This window comes from Micromonospora sp. NBC_01655, assembly GCF_026339755.1.
Classification (GTDB): domain Bacteria; phylum Actinomycetota; class Actinomycetes; order Mycobacteriales; family Micromonosporaceae; genus Micromonospora.
In genome coordinates this window covers 2,640,595-2,657,290 of sequence record NZ_JAPEQF010000001.1, presented here as the reverse complement: position 1 = coordinate 2,657,290, position 16,696 = coordinate 2,640,595, and the positions used below count along the sequence as shown (strand labels likewise).

Here is a 16,696-nt window from a genome sequence, read left to right as displayed (position 1 = left end):
GTGCGCCCCCTCACGGACCGGTTCCGGCGTGTCGCCGGAGATTACGTACGTGCTTAACGATCGGCGCCCAGGACAGGCACCAGCGCGGCGCCCAGGGCGGCCGGATCGTGACGGGGCTCGCCGTCGGTGACGGCGACCGGGGCGAGGACCAGCCGGGCACCAAGCGATTCTGCCGCACGCTCGACGGGCCCGGGATCGCCCACCGCCTTGGAGTCCGCCAGCACGGCGTCCACCATCAACTCGGGCAGATAGTGCCGCAGGGTGTCCAGATGGTCGGCCAGGGAGAGCCCGAGGGTCTCCTTCTCCGCCGCCAGGTTGAGGGTGACCAGCCGACGGGCCGGGCTGTCCACGATGGCGGCGGCCAGCCCCGGCACCAGCAGGTGCGGCAGCACGCTGGTGTACCAGCTACCCGGCCCGAAGATCAACCAGTCCGCCTCGGCGGTGGCCGCCACGACCTCCGCGCAGGCCGCCGGGGTGGTCGGGGTGAGCCGGAGCGACTCCACCCGCCCGGTGGTGACCGCCACCTGGTGCTGCCCGCGCACCGTGCGCACCTCGTCCGGGCAGGCCGGGTCGGCGCCGCGCACCCGGGCCTCGATGCCGACCGGCTGGCGGGACATCGGCAGCACCCGGCCCACCGCGCCGAGCATCGCCCCGGCGTGCTCCAGGGCGGTGACCGGGTCGCCGAGCAGCTCGATCAGCCCGCACAGGACCAGGTTTCCGACCGCGTGCCCGGCCAGCCCGTCTTCGGTGCCCGGCGGGTCACCGGGGGTGCCGGCGAAGCGGTGCTGGAAGAGCCCCGCACTGCGCCGGGTGGCCGGGTGGTCGCCGGCGAGGGCCACCAACGCCTGACGCAGGTCGCCCGGCGGCAGCCCGCCGCGCCGGGCCCGCAGCCGGCCGCTGGAACCGCCGTCGTCGCCGACGGTGACCACGGCGGTGATGTCCAGGTCGAGCTCGGGCGCGCAGCGGCGCAGCGCCCGCAGGGACACCGACAGGCCGTGCCCGCCGCCGAACGCGACCACCCGCGTCGGCGTCATTCCCGCCCCAGGTCGCGGTGCTGGGCCTTGGCGGCGAGGCCGGCGTGGCGCAGCCGGGCGGCCAACTCCTCGGCGATGGCGACGCTGCGGTGCTTGCCGCCGGTGCAGCCGACCGCCACGGTGAGGTAGCGCTTGCCCTCCCGCTCGAAGCCGACGGTGGTGGCGTTGACCAGGTCCGCGTACGCGCCGACGAAGGCCTCCGCGCCCTCCTGGCCGAGCACGTACGCGCTGACGGCCTCCTCCCGGCCGGTGTGCTCGCGCAACTCGGGCACCCAGTACGGGTTCGGCAGGAACCGGGCGTCGAGGACGAAGTCGGCGTCGGGCGGGAGGCCGTACTTGAAGCCGAAGGAGAGCACGGTGACCCGCAGCCGGCGGCTATCCTCGCCGCCGAACAGCTCCTCGATCCGGCGGCGGAGCTGGTTGACGTTCAGGTGGCTGGTGTCGATGATCACGTCGGCCTGGTCCCGGGCCTCCTCCAGCAGGCCCCGCTCCACGGCGATGCCGTCGGCGAGCCGCCCGTCGCCCTGCAACGGGTGCGAGCGCCGGACGCTCTCGAACCGGCGGATCAGCACCTCGTCGTCGGCGTCGACGAAGACCACCCGGGGCGAGAAGCCCCGGTCCTTCAGCTCCCGGATCGCCCCGACCAGGTCGGTGGAGAAGGCGCGCGAGCGCACGTCCAGCACCATCGCGGTACGCCGGGCCGCGCCGCCGGCCTTGACGGCCAGCTCGGCCATGTCGAGCATCAGCGCCTGGGGCAGATTGTCGACCACGTAGTAGCCGACGTTCTCCAGCGCCCGCGCCACGGTGCTGCGGCCCCCGCCGGACACGCCGGTCACCACGACCAGGGTGGTCTCCGACTCCGACACCGCCGGTGTCGGGCCGCCGGTCGGAGCCTCGGGCGTCCGCGCCTCGTTCACTGCTCTACTCCCCACGGGTGAGCCACGGTCGAGACGACCGGGCATGGCCGATCTGCGACTCTATCCCGCCACCCCCCACCAGCCGGCGCACCCCGCCCAACCCCCACTCCACCCCACCCCGCGCTGACCCACGCCCCGCCCGCGCCGCGCCGCCCGCGCCGCGCCGCGCTGATCTTGCACTTACGGCCCGGACAAAGAGCGCAGGAGAGGCATATCGACTTCCGTAAATGCAAGATCGCGAAAACAGGGGCGGCGGGGCGGGCAATTGGGCACGATGGAAGAAGTCAGTCGGCGAAAGTCCCGCCACACTGCGGTTGGACATTGATCCGCGTAAATCAACTGCGCGCAGCGGGTTGGCGGGCGCGTCCACGCGGCCGGCGGTCACCGGCCTCCCGGTCCGGGCGTCGTCGCCAGTGTCGCCGCCGCGCCCGCGCCCGGGTCTCGTCCCCCCAGCGTGAGGAGCGCAGCGTGACGCAGACCCACAATTCCCCCCGACGGCCCAGGGTGCCGGTCGAGATCCGGCCCGACGCCGGGCAGGAGGGGACGTCCACCTTCGTCAACGGGCACTTCCCCCGGCGACGGGCGCTGATCGTCCTACTCAGCGTGCTCGGCGGTTTCCTGCTGACCGTGATCTGGTCGGCGGAGTTCGTGGACCAGACCATCGGCGACAACGTCGCCAACACCCTCCTCGGCCACGACGCCAAGGAGACGCCGATCCAGGGGATCGCGGCGGGCATCGTGTTCGCCTTCGTCTCCGGGATCGCCGGCACGTTCACCGCCTGCAACATCGCCGCCTTCGGCGCCCTCGCCCCGCTGACCGGCACCACCACCGGGAGCAGGTTCAGCAGACTCGTCCAGCCGCTGAAGCCGCTGGGCTGGATGTCGGTGGGCATGATCGCGGTGTCGGCCGTCTACGGCGCGATCGTCGGCATCGTCGGCACCTCGATGCCGCAGTTCTCCACCGCCCCCACCACGCCCGGCGGCCTGTCGCCGAGGAGCATCCAGTCGATGGTCGTCTTCGGCGTGATCGGGCTGGTGATGGTCTATCTCGGGCTGGCCTCGATCGGCGTGGTGCGGGACCCGTTCGCCCGGATCGCCCGCCGGTACCCCAACGCCCCGATGATCTTCATGGGCGCGCTGATCGCCGGCTTCCTGATCGGTCGGCCGTTCGCGCTGTTCCGGCAGATGTTCCGCGACGCCGCGGAGAGCGGCAACCCGCTGTACGGGGCGGCGGCGTTCACGCTCCAGTCCCTCGGCAACATCGTCATCATGGCGGTGCTGTTCCTGCTGCTGGCCTGGCTCGCCGGCTCCCGCCTGCAACGGTGGTTCACCGAGCGGCCGACCCGGCTGGCGGTGCTGACCGCGGTCGCGTTCATCGTCGCCGGCGCGTTCACGTTCCTCTACTGGGACGTACGACTGCTCGCCCGCCGCGAGATCATCCCCTGGTACCCGCTGGCCCCCTGGGCCTGACCCGCGACACCGCCGCTGGTGACCGTGTCCCGATCACCAGCGGCGGTTCCGCAGCGTCTTGACGCGGTCACGGCCGAGCACGCCGAGGTAGTCCCACGGCTCGTCAAGGCAGGAGTCGACCTCGGCTGATCCGATGATCTCGGCCAGCCGGGCGGCCAGTTCGTCGGGGTCCGGCTGCACCTGCTCGCAGAGCTGGACGTGGGCCGCCCGCAACGCGCCGCCGATCTCGCCCGGCTCGTCCTCGTACGTCTCCCAGGCGTCGTAGAGGTAACCCGCAAGGCCGTCCCAGGCGCGGGCGGCCCGCTCGACCACCAGCAGGGTTCCCTCCGTCGCCGGCCGCTCGGCCAGCACCCGCACCTCTTCGACGAGCGCCCGGCCGGCCTTCTCGACGTCGTGCAGGTCCCAACGATCACCGCTGGTTGCCTCATGGGCGATGTTGTCGATGGTCCGGCGGGCGTCATCCAGCTCTGCGGCGGTGAGGGTTGATAGCCGGCCCGTGTACGCCAGCAGCCTGTTCTCCAACACGCGATCCGTGGCCGCCCACTCGGCGACCAGCAACGCAAGCCGCCGGGCGGGGATGCTGCGCGCGAGTTCGGCCAGCCCGGCGAGCCTGGGGTCGATTTCCACGGCTGACGGCGGGGTGGCCGCCGAGGACCACGTCAGTCCGTCTGCCAGGGCAGCGGCGGTGAGGGCCACCGCGTGCCCGCACAGGTCCGCACCGGCTGGGCAGTCGCACTCGGTGGTGAAGCCGTCCGCCGTGACCCCCACCCAGACCTCGTACGGCGGCTGCCCGGCCTCCCGGATCACGCAGGACGCTCCCCCGCCGAGCGCCATGATCTCCACCGGCTGACCGGCTGCCTGGAACTTGTCCGCCGCTTCACAGGCGACGAACCCGGCCGCGTCCCGGAGGGCTTCGATGTCGATGCGTACCGCCATCCGGCCATCTAACCGGGCGTGGGTGATGCCGCCGACATCAGGGCGGCGACCAACTCGCCAGGGCGTCAGTCGAGCGGGCCGCGCCGAAGGCCGACGACGAACGACGACCAGGCGTCCCGATCGAAGAGGAGCGCAGGCCCCTCCGGGTCCTTGGAGTCCCGGACGGCCAACGCGTCGGTCAGCTCGGCCACCTCGACACAATTGGAGCCGCTTGCGCTGCTCCGGCTGCTCTTCCGCCACTTCCCTGCGTGAACGACCGGAGCAGTCATCGGTCAGGCTCCTTGAGTGCTAGTCAGTACTCATCAGCCACCCGGGCCAGGAAGCCAGCCGACTCGTCAGGGTCGAGTGCCTTGGCCATGAGGTGATCGAACATGAGTCTATATCGGGCGACATGCCTCTCCTCCTCCAGCAGGAGCGTGCTGGAGTCGTTGTCGAGATAGACGACGGTGGGGTCCAAAGCCGGATCGGCATAGTCGAGCAGGGTGAACGGGCCGCCCATGGCTGCGTGTGCGCCAGCAGCGAAGGGAAGGATCTGGATCTCGACGGTAGGCAGCTCGCAAGCTTCGATCAAACGCGCGAGCTGCGCTCGCATCACCTTCGGGCCACCCACAACTCGGCGGACGGATGCCTCATCGAGCACCAACCACAACCTCGGCGGCGCGTCTCGCGAGAGCAGGACCTTGCGGCCGAGGCGAGCCGCTACGCGCCGATCGATCTCGTCCTGATCGGCGGTACTGCGCCCCGCCCTGACGATCGCGCGGACGTACTCCTCCGTCTGCAACAGGCCGGGCACGTACAGACTCTCGAACGTGCTGATCGCTGCGGCCTCGGCCTCGAAGCCGACGTAGTCGTCCGGCAGCACGTCGCCGTACGCGCTCCACCAACCCTTCTGTCGGGACTGCCGCAGCAGCGCGGTCAGCGACTCCCGCTCCTCCTCAGAGGCGTCGTAGAGGTCGAGCAGCGGCGGCATGTCCTTGGGCATCACCCGGGAGTGCCCGAGTTCGAAGCGGATGACCTTGGTCCGGTGCCAGCCGAGGATCTTGGCCACCTCCTCGGCTGTGTGTCCGGTGCGGTCCCGCAGCCGACGCAACTCACGCCGGAGACGGCGGGCTCTGATCGTCGGACTTGGCACCTGCGCCATCTCCACCTCACCTCCACTGCGAGTAGTCAATTCTCGCCGAAGAGCAACCGAAGATCAAGCACTCGCCAGAGAAAAGTACAACGTTGCGTTTCCAGCCTAAGTAGTCCAGTCTCTTGGCAATCACTCGCTTACGGAGAGGCAGTGCCGGTGACTGGCAATCGATCGCCGCGGTGGGAGCAGCCCGAGTCCGACTTCCACCACGACCTGGCCGCCGTGCTCGACGGTGCCGACGTGTCCGAGCGGGTCCGGGCCGCCATCGCGCACGCGCTGGCGAAGCCCGACGCCCTCTCCTCGTACGTCAACTCCCTGGTCACCCGCTACACGACGGAGCGCGAGCGGCGATCGGGGCGCAACGGGCCGCCCGCCGGGGCGTACGAGATGCCCCGCCGCTGGACGCTGCACCTGACCTACCTGGCGACCGACCTGCGGGAGGCCCGGGACCAGGCGGTCGTCTACACGGAAGGGCTCACGATCCTGCGCCCCGAGCTGACCGCGAGCGCCGCGCTGCTGTCCCGGGCCGACGCCTGGAACCACGTGGAGCCGGTCTTCTGCGGACGGATCGGCCCCGACAACGAGGCCTGCATGGACGTCGCCGGGCACCCCGGCTTCCACAGCGCGGCCGGCATCGGCGGGCTCTGCTGGGGCGACGGGGACGGCGTGGCGGAGCGGTGACAGGCCCGACCGATCCTGGTCGAGGACGTCGACCAGGCTCGGCGGGCTGATCTGCACCGCCCTGGGGTGACGCGGGGCAGGGCCATTGCCTGGTCGTGGGTGCGGTCCCCGGCCGGCGGGGGAACGGTGACCCAGGCGGGACTGTGGGCGGCGGTCGATGACGTGGGCGGCGGTGCCTATGGAGCTGAGTCGTTCACGTCATCACCGTCGGTCGGGCCACCACCGTTCGCGGTTACCCACCGCCCCGTCGGGTTGCTGGCGCTGCGGGTCGCGTCGCTTGCGGTCGTCGCTTGCGGTCGCCGATGGCGGCGGGCGTGGCTGATGTCGTATTCGACTCAGCTCCATAGGCACCCGGAAGGCACACCTGCTGTGCAGCAGCGCCCACACCAGGAACCCCAGACTCCCTGACCGAAGCGCTCCCGCCCGAATCACGCCACCGCCGTGGGTGCCAAGAACGCGTCAGGCAGGCTGTCTCCCCGGGCATGAGGCTGTGGGGGTGGTGGCCGGTGGGTAGAAGGATCCGGTAAAGCGCTGCGGCGGGCGACCGTGGCGCTGTCGAAGGAGACCGAGGACCCGGCCGGCCGTCCTCCTGCTGGCCGCCTGCCAAGCTGTGCGACTACCTCGTCGAGGTCGGCCACGTCACGGCGATCAGCATCGAGACGATCCGGCGTGTCCCGCACGAACGTGGGATGTCGTGGCAGGCCACCAAGACGTGGAAGGCCAGCCGCCTAACGCACCGCCAACCAGCCTGGCGCACCGCCAACCAGGCCGAACTGACCACCGGATTCGCCACCGAATCCAAGATCCGGCACCCGGATTACCCGTTCAAGGCTGCATGACGGGGCAGTAGCTTGCACACCAGGCTGAGCACGACGGCCACCCGCCTCCTGTGGGTGGCCTGGCGGGCCGCGTCGCCGAGGGTGCCCGTTTGGCGGGCGGATCGGCGAGGGCGATCACGGAATGGGCGACAGTAGCCAGGACACCGATCGCGCCGGCGCCGGTGTGCAAACCGGGAATGTCCACACCCGACATCTTCGAGACAGATCACTAGGCGTCACTGAGCGTGTCTGCCTCGGGTGTCGCGGAGGCCGGTGTGGCCGGGGGCGGGTTGAGCGCGGCGGTGATCGCCTCGGCGGTGCGCCGGCCGACGCCGGGAACCTCGGTGATCTCCTCCACCGACGCCGCCGCGAGCCGCTTGAGCGAGCCGAAGTGGCGCAGCAGCGCCTTGCGCCGCACCTCGCCGAGGCCGGGCACGCCGTCCAGCGCCGACTCCGTCATCCGCTTGGACCGGCGCTCCCGGTGGAACGTGATGGCGAACCGGTGCGCCTCGTCACGCACCCGTTGCAGCAGGTAGAGCCCCTCGGAGGTGCGCGGCAGGATGACCGGGAACTCGTCGTCGGGCAGCCACACCTCCTCCAGCCGCTTGGCCAGGCCACACAGCGCCACGTCGTCGATGCCCAGCTCCGCGAGGGCCTGGGCCGCCGCCGCGACCTGCGGCGCGCCGCCGTCGACCACCACCAACTGCGGCGGGTACGCGAACTTTCGCGGCCGGCCGGTCGTCGGGTCGATGCCCGGCCGGTCCGGGTCCGACGCGGTCTCCTCCCCCAGCTCGCCGGTCTCGGCGCGGGCCTCCAGGTAGCGGGCGAAGCGGCGGCGCAGCACCTCGGACATGGCGGACAGGTCGTCGGTGGCGCCCCGGACGATGAACCGGCGGTACTCGCCCTTGCGGGGCAGGCCGTCCTCGAAGACGACCATGCTGGCCACCACGTCCGTGCCCTGGATCTGGGAGACGTCGAAGCACTCGATGCGCAGCGGCGCGGTGCGCATGCCGAGCGCGTCGCTGATCTCGTCGAGCGCCTGGCTGCGGGTGGTCAGGTCGCCCGCGCGTTTGAGCTTGTGCCGGGCCAGCGCGTCCTTGGCGTTGCGCTCCACCGTCTCCAGCAGGGACCGCTTGTCGCCGCGCTGCGGCACCCGCAGGGACACCCGGCTGCCCCGGCGGCCCGACAGCCAGTCGGCCAGCGCGTCGGCGTCGGCGGGCAGGGCGGGCACCAGCAGCTCGCGGGGCACGTCGGCCTCGCCCTGCTCTCCGCCGTACACCTGGGTGCAGAAGTGGTGCACCAGGTCGCCGGTGGTCAGGTCCTCGGTCTTCTCCACCACCCAGCCGCGCTGGCCCCGGACCCGGCCGTCGCGGACGTGGAAGACCTGGACGGCGGCCTCCAGGGGGTCATCGGCGAACGCGACCACGTCGGCGTCGGTGCCGTCGCCGAGGACCACGGTCTGCTTCTCCATGGCCCGGCGCAGCGCCGCGACGTCGTCGCGCAGCCGGGCGGCCTTCTCGAACTCCAGCGCCTCGCTCGCCTCGGTCATCTCGCGTTCGAGGCGGCGGACCATGGTGTCGGTGCGCCCGCCCATGAAGTCGCAGAAGCCGTCGACGATGTGCCGGTGCTCCTCGGCGGAGACGCTGCCCACGCAGGGGGCGGAGCACTTGCCGATGTAGCCCAGCAGGCAGGGGCGGCCGACCTGGCCGGCGCGCTTGAACACCCCGGCCGAGCAGGTGCGTGCCGGGAAGACCCGCAGCAGCAGGTCGAGGGTCTCGCGGATGGCCCAGGCGTGCGAGTACGGCCCGAAGTAGCGCACCCCCTTGCGCTTGGCGCCGCGCATCACCTGGAGCCGGGGGAACTCCTCGTCGACGGTGACGGCGAGGTACGGGTACGACTTGTCGTCGCGGTAGCGGACGTTGAACCGGGGGTCGTACTGCTTGATCCAGGTGTATTCGAGCTGGAGGGCCTCGACCTCGGTGCCGACGGTGACCCAGTCGACCGCCTCGGCGGTGGTGACCATCTGCTGGGTGCGCTGGTGCAGCCCCCACAGGTCGGCGAAGTAGGAGTTGAGCCGGCTGCGCAGGTTCTTCGCCTTGCCGACGTAGATCACTCGGCCGGTGCCGTCGCGGAACCGGTAGACCCCCGGGGACTCGGGGATCGTGCCGGGCGCGGGGCGGTAGGTGGAGGGATCAGCCACGCCTGAAGACTAGTCGCTGGGCCCGACAGCCCAGATCACGCCGAGCTGGTCGACCTCGCTCCCGGCGCGGCCGAAGAAGCCGGCGGACGGCCGGCGGGTGACATGTCGATTGACGTCTTCCAATACCGAGGCGCGGAGGTTACCATCCGGTAACTGAATGTTCTTCACGTAATGATCGGCACCCGTCCCGCACCATGATCCCCACCCCCCGGAGGATCACCATGCCCCGTCCCACCACCACGCGCCGCCTGCTGGCCGGCGCGACCGCCGCCGTCGGAGTCGCGGCCCTGCTGGTCGCCTCCCCCGCCCCGCCCCCCGCCGTGGGCGCGCCGGCCACCGCCGCCGCCACCGCGTTCGCCGCCAACGACTACTGCCTGGGCGAGTGCGGCGACATCGTGCCGCCCGGCCAGAACGGCGACGCCACCCTGGTCGAGATCCTCGCCAACCAGACGCTGGGCACCCTGCCCCGGCACTCCGCCGACCAGCTCGGCCGTTACGCCGACCTGGTCTACGGCTACGCCGGGCTGCGCGAGGACCAGATCGGCAACTTCTTCAACGACGCCTCGTTCGGCGTCCCGGCCGGACAGGTCGAACGCGACTACTCGCCCCGCTCCGACGTGCGCATCGTCCGGGACAGGGCCACCGGCGTGCCGCACGTCACCGGCACCACGCGCGGCGGCACCATGTACGGCGCCGGGTACGCCGGCGCCGAGGACCGGCTGTTCACCATGGACCTGCTGCGCCACGTCGGCCGGGGCACCCTCACCCCGTTCGCCGGCGGGGCGCCGGGCAACCGGGCCCTGGAGCAGAGCGTCTGGCGCAACTCGCCGTACACCGACGCGGACCTGCAGACCCAGGTCGACGCGCTGCGCGCGAAGGGCCCGCGCGGCGAGCAGCTCTACGCCGACGTGCAGGAGTACATCGCCGGCATCAACGCCTACATCGGCGTCTGCATGGCCAACCGCAACTGCCCCGGCGAGTACGTGCTGACCGGGCACCTCGACGCGATCACCAACGAGGGCGGACCCGAGCCGTTCCGGATGACCGACCTGGTCGCCATCGCCGGCGTGGTCGGCGGCCTGTTCGGCGGCGGGGGCGGCACCGAGATGCAGTCCGCGCTGGTGCGGATCGCCGCCCGGGCCCGCTACGGCCCCGCCGAGGGCGACAAGGTGTGGTCGGCCTTCCGCAACCAGAACGACCCGGAGGCGGTGCTCACCCTGCACGACGGGCAGAGCTTCCCGTACGGGTCGGCCTCCCCGGACGCGGCCAGCGTGGCGCTGCCCGACGCCGGGTCCGCCAGGGTCGAGCCGATCTTCACCGACCCCACCGGCTCCGCCACCAGCACGGCCACCGCCGGCCGCGGCTCCGAGCTGGCCGCCGCGCTGTCCGGGCTGACCATCGACCCCGCGCACCGGGGCATGTCCAACGCGGCCCTGGTCTCCGGCGCCCATTCCGCGACCGGCCACCCGGTCGCCGTGTTCGGCCCGCAGACCGGCTACTTCTCCCCCCAGCTCCTGATGATCCAGGAGTTGCAGGGGCCCGGGATCAGCGCCCGGGGGGCCGCGTTCGCCGGCCTGAACCTCTACGTGCTGCTCGGCCGGGGCCAGGACTACGCCTGGAGCGCCACCTCGTCGACCCACGACATCACCGACACGTACGCGGTGCCGCTGTGCACCACCGACGGCAGCGCGCCCACCCTCACCGGCGACCACTACCTGTACCGGGGCCAGTGCCTGGCGATGGAGCAGCTCGCGCACACCAACAAGTGGAGCCCGACGGCGGCCGACAGCACGCCCGTCGGGTCGTACAAGCTCACCGCCTGGCGCACGAAGCTCGGCCTGGTCGCCTGGCGCGGCACCGTCGGCGGCCGGCCGCACGCGTTCACCCAGCTCCGCTCCACCTACCGGCACGAGGCCGACTCCGCGATCGGCTTCCAGATGTTCAACGACCCCACCCAGATGGGCTCCGCCGACGCCTTCACCGTTTCGGCGAACAACGTCGAGTACGCGTTCAACTGGTTCTACGTGAACTCCACCCAGTCGGCGTACTTCAACTCCGGGCTCAACCCCGTGCGGGCCGCCGGGTCGAACCCGAACCTGCCGATGAAGGCCGAGGCCGCGTACGAGTGGCAGGGCTACCAGCCGGCGACGAACACCGCGACGTACGCCCCGCTGGCCGCCCATCCCCGGTCGGTGGACCAGGACTACTACGTGAGCTGGAACAACAAGCAGGCCAAGGACTTCGGGGCGGCCGACGGCAACTTCAGCTTCGGCGCGGTGCACCGGGGCAACCTGCTCGACCGGCCGCTCAAGGCGGCCCTCGCGACGGGGAAGAAGTTCGACCGGGCGTCGCTGACCAGCCTCGTGGAGCAGGCCGGGCTGACCGACCTGCGCGGGGTCGAGGTGCTCGACGAGCTGATCCGGGTGCTGGAGAGCCAGCCCGTCGGCGACGCCGCCCTGGCCGCCGAGATCGGCCGGCTGAAGGCGTGGCGGCAGGACGGCGCGCTGCGGGTCGAGACGGCCAAGGGCTCGAAGGTGTACCGGCACGCCGACGCGATCCGCACGTTCGACGCCTGGTGGCCGCTGCTGGTCCAGGGGATGTTCTCCGCGCCGCTCGGCGCGGACCTGTACCAGTCGCTGGTCAACGCCCTCCAGATCAACGAGTCCCCGTCCGGGCACCAGCAGGGCGACATGTCGAACCTGCCCACGTCCGCCAGCGAGGCCCAGTCACACAAGGGCTCGTCGTTCCAGTACGGCTGGTGGGGCTACGTGGACAAGGACCTGCGCGCGGTGCTCGGCGACCCGGTCGCCGGCGGCCTCGGCCGCACGTACTGCGGCGGCGGCACCCTCGCCGGGTGCCGGCAGCTACTGCTCGACACGCTGCGCGGCGCGGCGGCCACCCCGGCCGCACAGGTCTACCCCGGCGACGCCACCTGCTCGGCCGGCGACCAGTGGTGCGCCGACGCGATCGTCCAGTCGCCGCTGGGCGGGATCAAGCACGCCACGATCGCCTGGCAGAACCGGCCCACCTTCCAGCAGGTGGTCTCGTTCCCCGCGAAGCGCGGCGACGACGTGACCAACCTCGCCGCCGGCCGGTCGGTGGCCGCGTCGAGCAGCCAGTTCGGCTACGCCGCCGCGAAGGCCGTCGACGGGGACCTCGGCACCCGGTGGGCCAGCTCCTGGAACGACGACCAGACGCTCACCGTCGACCTGGGCTCCGCCCGAGCGGTGGGCCGGGTGGTGCTGGCCTGGGAGTCGGCATACGCCCGGTCGTACCGGATCGAGGTGTCCGCCGACGGGACCACCTGGCGCACGGCCTGGTCGACCACGGCCGGCGACGGCGGCACCGACGTGGCGGCGTTCCCGACCGAGACCGCCCGGTACGTACGGATGCGCGGCCTGACCCGGGCCACCACCTACGGCTTCTCGCTGTGGGAGATGTCGGTGTACGCCCACTGACCCCCTGCGACGGCGGCCGGCACGGGCGATCCGTGCCGGCCGTCGCCGTCAGGCGAGACTGATCTGGTCGCCGTCGACCTTGATCTCCTTGGCCGCCAGCGGCTTCGTCGCCGGACCCTGCCTCACCGAGCCGTCGGTGATGGAGAACCTGCTGTTGTGGCAGGTGCAGTTGATGGTGCCGCCGTCGACGTTCGACACCGGGCAGCCCTGGTGGGTGCAGATCGGGTCGAAGCCCTTGAACGTGCCGGCCTCGGGCTGGGTGATCACCACACCCTTGCTGGCGTACACCGCGCCGCCGCCGACCGGGATGTCGGCGGTGCGGGCCAGCGGGGCCGACGAGTCCCGGTTGCCGCCCTCGGCGTCGCCCGTGCCGGTCGCGCCCGGTCCCCCGCTGGTCGGGGCCGAGCCGCCGTCGGTGTCGTCGGCGCTCCCGCAGGCCGACAGGACGACCGCCGCGCCCACCGCGCCGGCACCGGCGAGGAGGGTGCGGCGCGTCCGCGTGCCCGGAGGAGTCTGCGCCTGCTCGTCACTCATGTCTGGCCTCTCTCTCGACTGCCGCCGCCCACCAGCCGCGGCCACACCAGCTGTCCACGGACCACGGTGCCTGCCGGTTCAACGAATCGACCACCGTGATCGCTCCGGGCCGGCCGCCGCCGGCGGACCCGACGAGATCGCCGTCGCCGGCCCCGCCCGACTCACCTGCGGCGGTCGCCCGTCGCCGGGACCGCCGCGCCGCCGGGCCGGGCCGGGCGAGGGGTCAGCGGGTCCCGGCTGTGGCCTTCCGGCCCGACCGGGGGCGGGTGGTGCCGTTGGCCTTGGCGGCCCGGCCGGTGGCCGCCTTCGCGCCCTTGGCCTCGCCGTCGAGCCTGAGCACCTGGCGCAGGAACTGGCCGGTGTGGCTCTCGGGCACCTCGGCGACCTCCTCCGGGGTGCCGGTGGCCAGCACGGTGCCGCCCCGGTGGCCGCCCTCGGGGCCCATGTCGATCAGCCAGTCGGCCGTCTTGATCACATCGAGGTTGTGCTCGATGGTGATGACGGTGTTGCCCTTGTCGACCAGGCCCTCCAGGACCATCAGCAGCTTGCGGATGTCCTCGAAGTGCAGGCCGGTGGTCGGCTCGTCCAGCACGTAGACCGTCCGGCCGGTGGAGCGCTTCTGCAGCTCGGAGGCGAGCTTGACCCGCTGCGCCTCGCCGCCGGACAGCGTCGGCGCGGGCTGGCCCAGCCGGACGTAGCCCAGGCCCACGTCGACCAGCGTCCTGAGGTGCCGGTGGATGGCCGGGATGGCGGAGAAGAACTCCGCGGCCTCCTCGATCGGCATCTCCAGCACGTCGGAGACGGTCCTGCCCTTGTAGTGCACCTCCAGGGTCTCCCGGTTGTACCGGGCGCCCTTGCAGACCTCGCACGGGACGTACACGTCGGGCAGGAAGTTCATCTCGATCTTGATGGTGCCGTCGCCGGAGCACGCCTCGCACCGGCCGCCCTTGACGTTGAACGAGAACCGGCCCGGCCCGTACCCCCGGACCTTGGCCTCGGTGGTCTCGGCGAACAGCTTGCGCACGTGGTCCCAGACCCCGGTGTAGGTGGCCGGGTTGGAGCGTGGGGTGCGGCCGATCGGCGACTGGTCGACGCCGACGACCTTGTCCACGTGCTCCAGGCCGGTGATCCGGGTGTGCCGGCCCGGCACGTGCCGGGCGCCGTTGATCTGGTTGGCCAGCACCGCGTGCAGGATGTCGTTGACCAGCGTCGACTTGCCCGAGCCGCTGACCCCGGTGACCGCGATGAGCTGGCCGAGCGGGAACGACACGGTCAGGTTGCGCAGGTTGTGCTCCCGGGCCCCGTGCACCACCAGCTCCCGCTCCGGCGTCTGCGGCCGGCGCCGGCTCGGCGTCGGGATCTGCCTGCGCCCCGACAGGTACGCCCCGGTGACCGACTCCGGGTTGTCCAGCAGGGCGGGCACCGAGCCGGAGTGCACGATCCGGCCGCCGTGCTCGCCCGCGCCCGGGCCGATGTCGACGATCCAGTCGGCGGTGCGGATGGTGTCCTCGTCGTGCTCGACCACGATCAGCGTGTTGCCCAGGCCGCGCAGCCGCACCAGGGTCTCGATCAGCCGGTGGTTGTCCCGTTGGTGCAGGCCGATGGACGGCTCGTCGAGCACGTAGAGCACGCCGACCAGGCCGGAGCCGATCTGGGTGGCCAGCCGGATGCGTTGCGCCTCGCCGCCGGAGAGGGTGCCGGCCGGACGGTCCAGGGAGAGGTAGTCCAGCCCGACGTCGAGCAGGAACGTCAGCCGGGCGTTGATCTCCTTGAGCACCCGCTCGGCGATCATCTTCTGCCGGTCGGTCAGCTCGATGCCGGCCAGCAGGTCCGCGCACTCGCCCACGGACAGGTTGCAGACCTCGGCGATGCTCTTGCCGGCCAGGGTGACCGCGAGCACCTCGGGCTTGAGCCGGGCGCCGCCGCAGGCCGCGCAGGGCACGTCGCGCATGTAGCCCTCGTACTTCTCCCGCGACCACTCCGACTCGGTGTCGGTGTGCCGGCGCTCGATCCACTGCACCACGCCCTCGAAGCCGGTGTAGTAGGAGCGCTCGCGGCCGAACTTGTTGCGGTAGCGCACGTGCACCTGGTCGCCGGAGCCGTGCAGGATGGTCTTCTGCGCCCGCGCCGGCAGCGCCCGCCACGGGGTGTCCACGTCGAAGTGCTCGGCCTCGCCGAGGGCCTCCAGCAGGCGCAGGAAGTACTCCAGGTTGTGCCCGGTGGACCAGGGCTGGATCGCGCCCTCGCGCAGGCTGCGCTCCGGGTCGGGGACGACCAGTTCCGGGTCGACCTCCTTCTTGGTGCCCAGGCCGGTGCACTCCGGGCAGGCGCCGTACGGGGCGTTGAAGGAGAAGACCCGGGGCTCCAGGTCCTCGATCGCCAGGGGGTGGTCGTTGGGGCAGGCCAGGTGCTCGGAGTAGCGGCGCTCGCGGTCGGGGTCGTCCTCGGCGAGGTCGACGAAGTCGAGCAGCACCAGGCCGCCGGAGAGCCCGAGCGCGGCCTCGACCGAGTCGGTCAGCCGCCGCTTGGCGCTGGGCTTGACGGTGAGCCGGTCGATCACCACCTCGATGGTGTGCTTCTCCTGCTTCTTGAGCTTCGGCGGCTCGGTCAGCGGGTGCACCACGCCGTCGATCCGGGCCCGGGCGTACCCCTTGCCCTGGAGCTCGGCGAACAGGTCGACGTACTCGCCCTTGCGGCCCCGCACGACCGGGGCGAGCACCATGAACTTGGTGCCCTCGGCCATCGCCAGGACCCGGTCGACGATCTGCTGCGGGCTCTGCCTGGAGATCCGCTCCCCGCAGACCGGGCAGTGCGGCTCGCCGACCCGGGCGTAGAGCAGCCGCAGGTAGTCGTAGACCTCGGTGATGGTGCCGACGGTCGAGCGCGGGTTGCGCGAGGTGGACTTCTGGTCGATGGACACTGCGGGGCTGAGGCCCTCGATGAAGTCGACGTCCGGCTTGTCCATCTGGCCGAGGAACTGCCGGGCGTACGAGGAGAGCGACTCCACGTACCGGCGCTGCCCCTCGGCGAAGATCGTGTCGAAGGCCAGGCTCGACTTGCCGGAGCCGGAGAGCCCGGTGAAGACGATCAGGGCGTCCCGGGGCAGGTCGAGACTGACGTCACGCAGGTTGTGCTCGCGCGCGCCACGGATGATCAGTCGGTCGGCCACGGTCCGTGTACTCCCGGGAGAAGAAGGCGAGGAGGATCTGTCCGCTCCGGGGCGGTCCGGGCGGTTCCGGGACGGCCCTGAGCGGTTGTGCGAGCGCAGAAGAAGCGCCTCGGCAACTCTAGCCCCGGGGTACGACAACTTTCCGCGCCCACACATTCCCCCAGCTCACACCGGTCGCGCTGGACGCCTCTCGGGCCGCCGGTGGGCCGCCAGCGACCGGGTGCCCGCCGGTGGGCCCCCGCTGAGGCGACCGGTGGCGCGCCCCGCCCACCCGCGCCGGTGGGCGACACCACGACAACTGTGCGTCACGGCAACCCGCCGCCGCTCGCATGATCGACTTTTTGTCG

Annotated in this window: 13 protein-coding genes; 4 read left to right on the top strand and 9 right to left on the bottom strand. The window is 71.8% G+C overall.

Annotated features, from left to right (window positions below; genetic code table 11):
- Nucleotides 1-53: 53 nt before the first annotated feature.
- Together yvcK and rapZ are read right to left on the bottom strand one after the other, a co-directional pair.
- Nucleotides 54-1,034 (bottom strand): uridine diphosphate-N-acetylglucosamine-binding protein YvcK, encoded by a 981-nt coding sequence (gene yvcK, locus OOK41_RS12565; protein WP_266264759.1) that lies wholly within the window; start codon nt 1,032-1,034, stop codon nt 54-56.
- Nucleotides 1,031-1,951 carry an RNase adapter RapZ gene (gene rapZ / locus OOK41_RS12560; RefSeq protein ID WP_117669737.1) on the bottom strand — a complete coding sequence of 307 codons (921 nt, stop codon included), beginning with the start codon at nt 1,949-1,951 and terminating at the stop codon, nt 1,031-1,033. Before rapZ ends, yvcK begins: the two co-directional genes overlap by 4 nt.
- Nucleotides 1,952-2,419: 468 nt before the next feature.
- Between rapZ and OOK41_RS12555 the strand changes: the two genes are divergently transcribed.
- Nucleotides 2,420-3,421: a hypothetical protein gene (locus OOK41_RS12555; RefSeq protein ID WP_266264757.1), complete on the top strand. Its 1,002-nt coding sequence runs from the start codon at nt 2,420-2,422 to the stop codon at nt 3,419-3,421.
- 33 nt (nt 3,422-3,454) lie between these two features.
- Here OOK41_RS12555 and OOK41_RS12550 read toward each other — a convergent pair whose 3' ends face one another.
- The 3 genes from OOK41_RS12550 to OOK41_RS12540 form a co-directional block, all read right to left on the bottom strand.
- Entirely contained in the window at nt 3,455-4,357 is a 903-nt protein-coding gene (locus tag OOK41_RS12550) for a hypothetical protein (RefSeq protein ID WP_266264755.1), read from the bottom strand.
- 65 nt (nt 4,358-4,422) lie between these two features.
- Nucleotides 4,423-4,626, bottom strand: a complete 204-nt coding sequence (locus OOK41_RS12545; protein WP_117669739.1) for a DUF397 domain-containing protein — start codon at nt 4,624-4,626, stop codon at nt 4,423-4,425.
- Between the two features lie 23 nt (nt 4,627-4,649).
- A complete protein-coding gene (locus tag OOK41_RS12540) occupies nt 4,650-5,498 on the bottom strand; it encodes a DUF5753 domain-containing protein (RefSeq protein ID WP_117669748.1) in 849 nt (282 codons plus the stop codon).
- Between the two features lie 147 nt (nt 5,499-5,645).
- Here OOK41_RS12540 and OOK41_RS12535 point away from each other — a divergent pair, with 147 nt between their 5' ends.
- Entirely contained in the window at nt 5,646-6,170 is a 525-nt protein-coding gene (locus tag OOK41_RS12535; RefSeq protein ID WP_266264752.1) for a hypothetical protein, read from the top strand.
- Between the two features lie 689 nt (nt 6,171-6,859).
- Nucleotides 6,860-7,009 (top strand): hypothetical protein, encoded by a 150-nt coding sequence (locus tag OOK41_RS12530; RefSeq protein WP_266264751.1) that lies wholly within the window; start codon nt 6,860-6,862, stop codon nt 7,007-7,009.
- Nucleotides 7,010-7,217: 208 nt separating this feature from the next.
- Here the strand turns inward: OOK41_RS12530 and uvrC are convergent, their stop codons facing one another.
- Together uvrC and OOK41_RS12520 are read right to left on the bottom strand one after the other, a co-directional pair.
- Nucleotides 7,218-9,188, bottom strand: coding sequence for an excinuclease ABC subunit UvrC (gene uvrC / locus OOK41_RS12525; RefSeq protein ID WP_266264748.1), 1,971 nt, complete (start codon nt 9,186-9,188; stop codon nt 7,218-7,220).
- Between the two features lie 9 nt (nt 9,189-9,197).
- Complete coding sequence (locus OOK41_RS12520; RefSeq protein WP_165878170.1) at nt 9,198-9,356, bottom strand: hypothetical protein; 159 nt, start codon at nt 9,354-9,356, stop codon at nt 9,198-9,200.
- 53 nt (nt 9,357-9,409) lie between these two features.
- Here OOK41_RS12520 and OOK41_RS12515 point away from each other — a divergent pair, with 53 nt between their 5' ends.
- Complete coding sequence (locus OOK41_RS12515) at nt 9,410-12,646, top strand: penicillin acylase family protein (protein ID WP_266264745.1); 3,237 nt, start codon at nt 9,410-9,412, stop codon at nt 12,644-12,646.
- 48 nt (nt 12,647-12,694) lie between these two features.
- Here the strand turns inward: OOK41_RS12515 and OOK41_RS12510 are convergent, their stop codons facing one another.
- Entirely contained in the window at nt 12,695-13,180 is a 486-nt protein-coding gene (locus OOK41_RS12510; protein ID WP_117669751.1) for a Rieske (2Fe-2S) protein, read from the bottom strand.
- A 223-nt stretch (nt 13,181-13,403) separates the two neighbouring features.
- Nucleotides 13,404-16,349, bottom strand: coding sequence for an excinuclease ABC subunit UvrA (gene uvrA, locus OOK41_RS12505; protein WP_266264742.1), 2,946 nt, complete (start codon nt 16,347-16,349; stop codon nt 13,404-13,406).
- Nucleotides 16,350-16,696: the final 347 nt, after the last annotated feature.

What these genes read in the sequence shown, in the direction of transcription:
- yvcK (WP_266264759.1), bottom strand. Translation starts at nt 1,034, where the DNA reads ATGACGCCGACGCGGGTGGTCGCGTTCGGCGGCGGGCACGGCCTGTCG.
- OOK41_RS12550 (WP_266264755.1), bottom strand. Translation starts at nt 4,357, where the DNA reads ATGGCGGTACGCATCGACATCGAAGCCCTCCGGGACGCGGCCGGGTTC.
- OOK41_RS12545 (WP_117669739.1), bottom strand. Translation starts at nt 4,626, where the DNA reads ATGACTGCTCCGGTCGTTCACGCAGGGAAGTGGCGGAAGAGCAGCCGG.
- OOK41_RS12540 (WP_117669748.1), bottom strand. Translation starts at nt 5,498, where the DNA reads ATGGCGCAGGTGCCAAGTCCGACGATCAGAGCCCGCCGTCTCCGGCGT.
- OOK41_RS12530 (WP_266264751.1), top strand. Translation starts at nt 6,860, where the DNA reads ATGTCGTGGCAGGCCACCAAGACGTGGAAGGCCAGCCGCCTAACGCAC.
- OOK41_RS12515 (WP_266264745.1), top strand. Translation starts at nt 9,410, where the DNA reads ATGCCCCGTCCCACCACCACGCGCCGCCTGCTGGCCGGCGCGACCGCC.
- OOK41_RS12510 (WP_117669751.1), bottom strand. Translation starts at nt 13,180, where the DNA reads ATGAGTGACGAGCAGGCGCAGACTCCTCCGGGCACGCGGACGCGCCGC.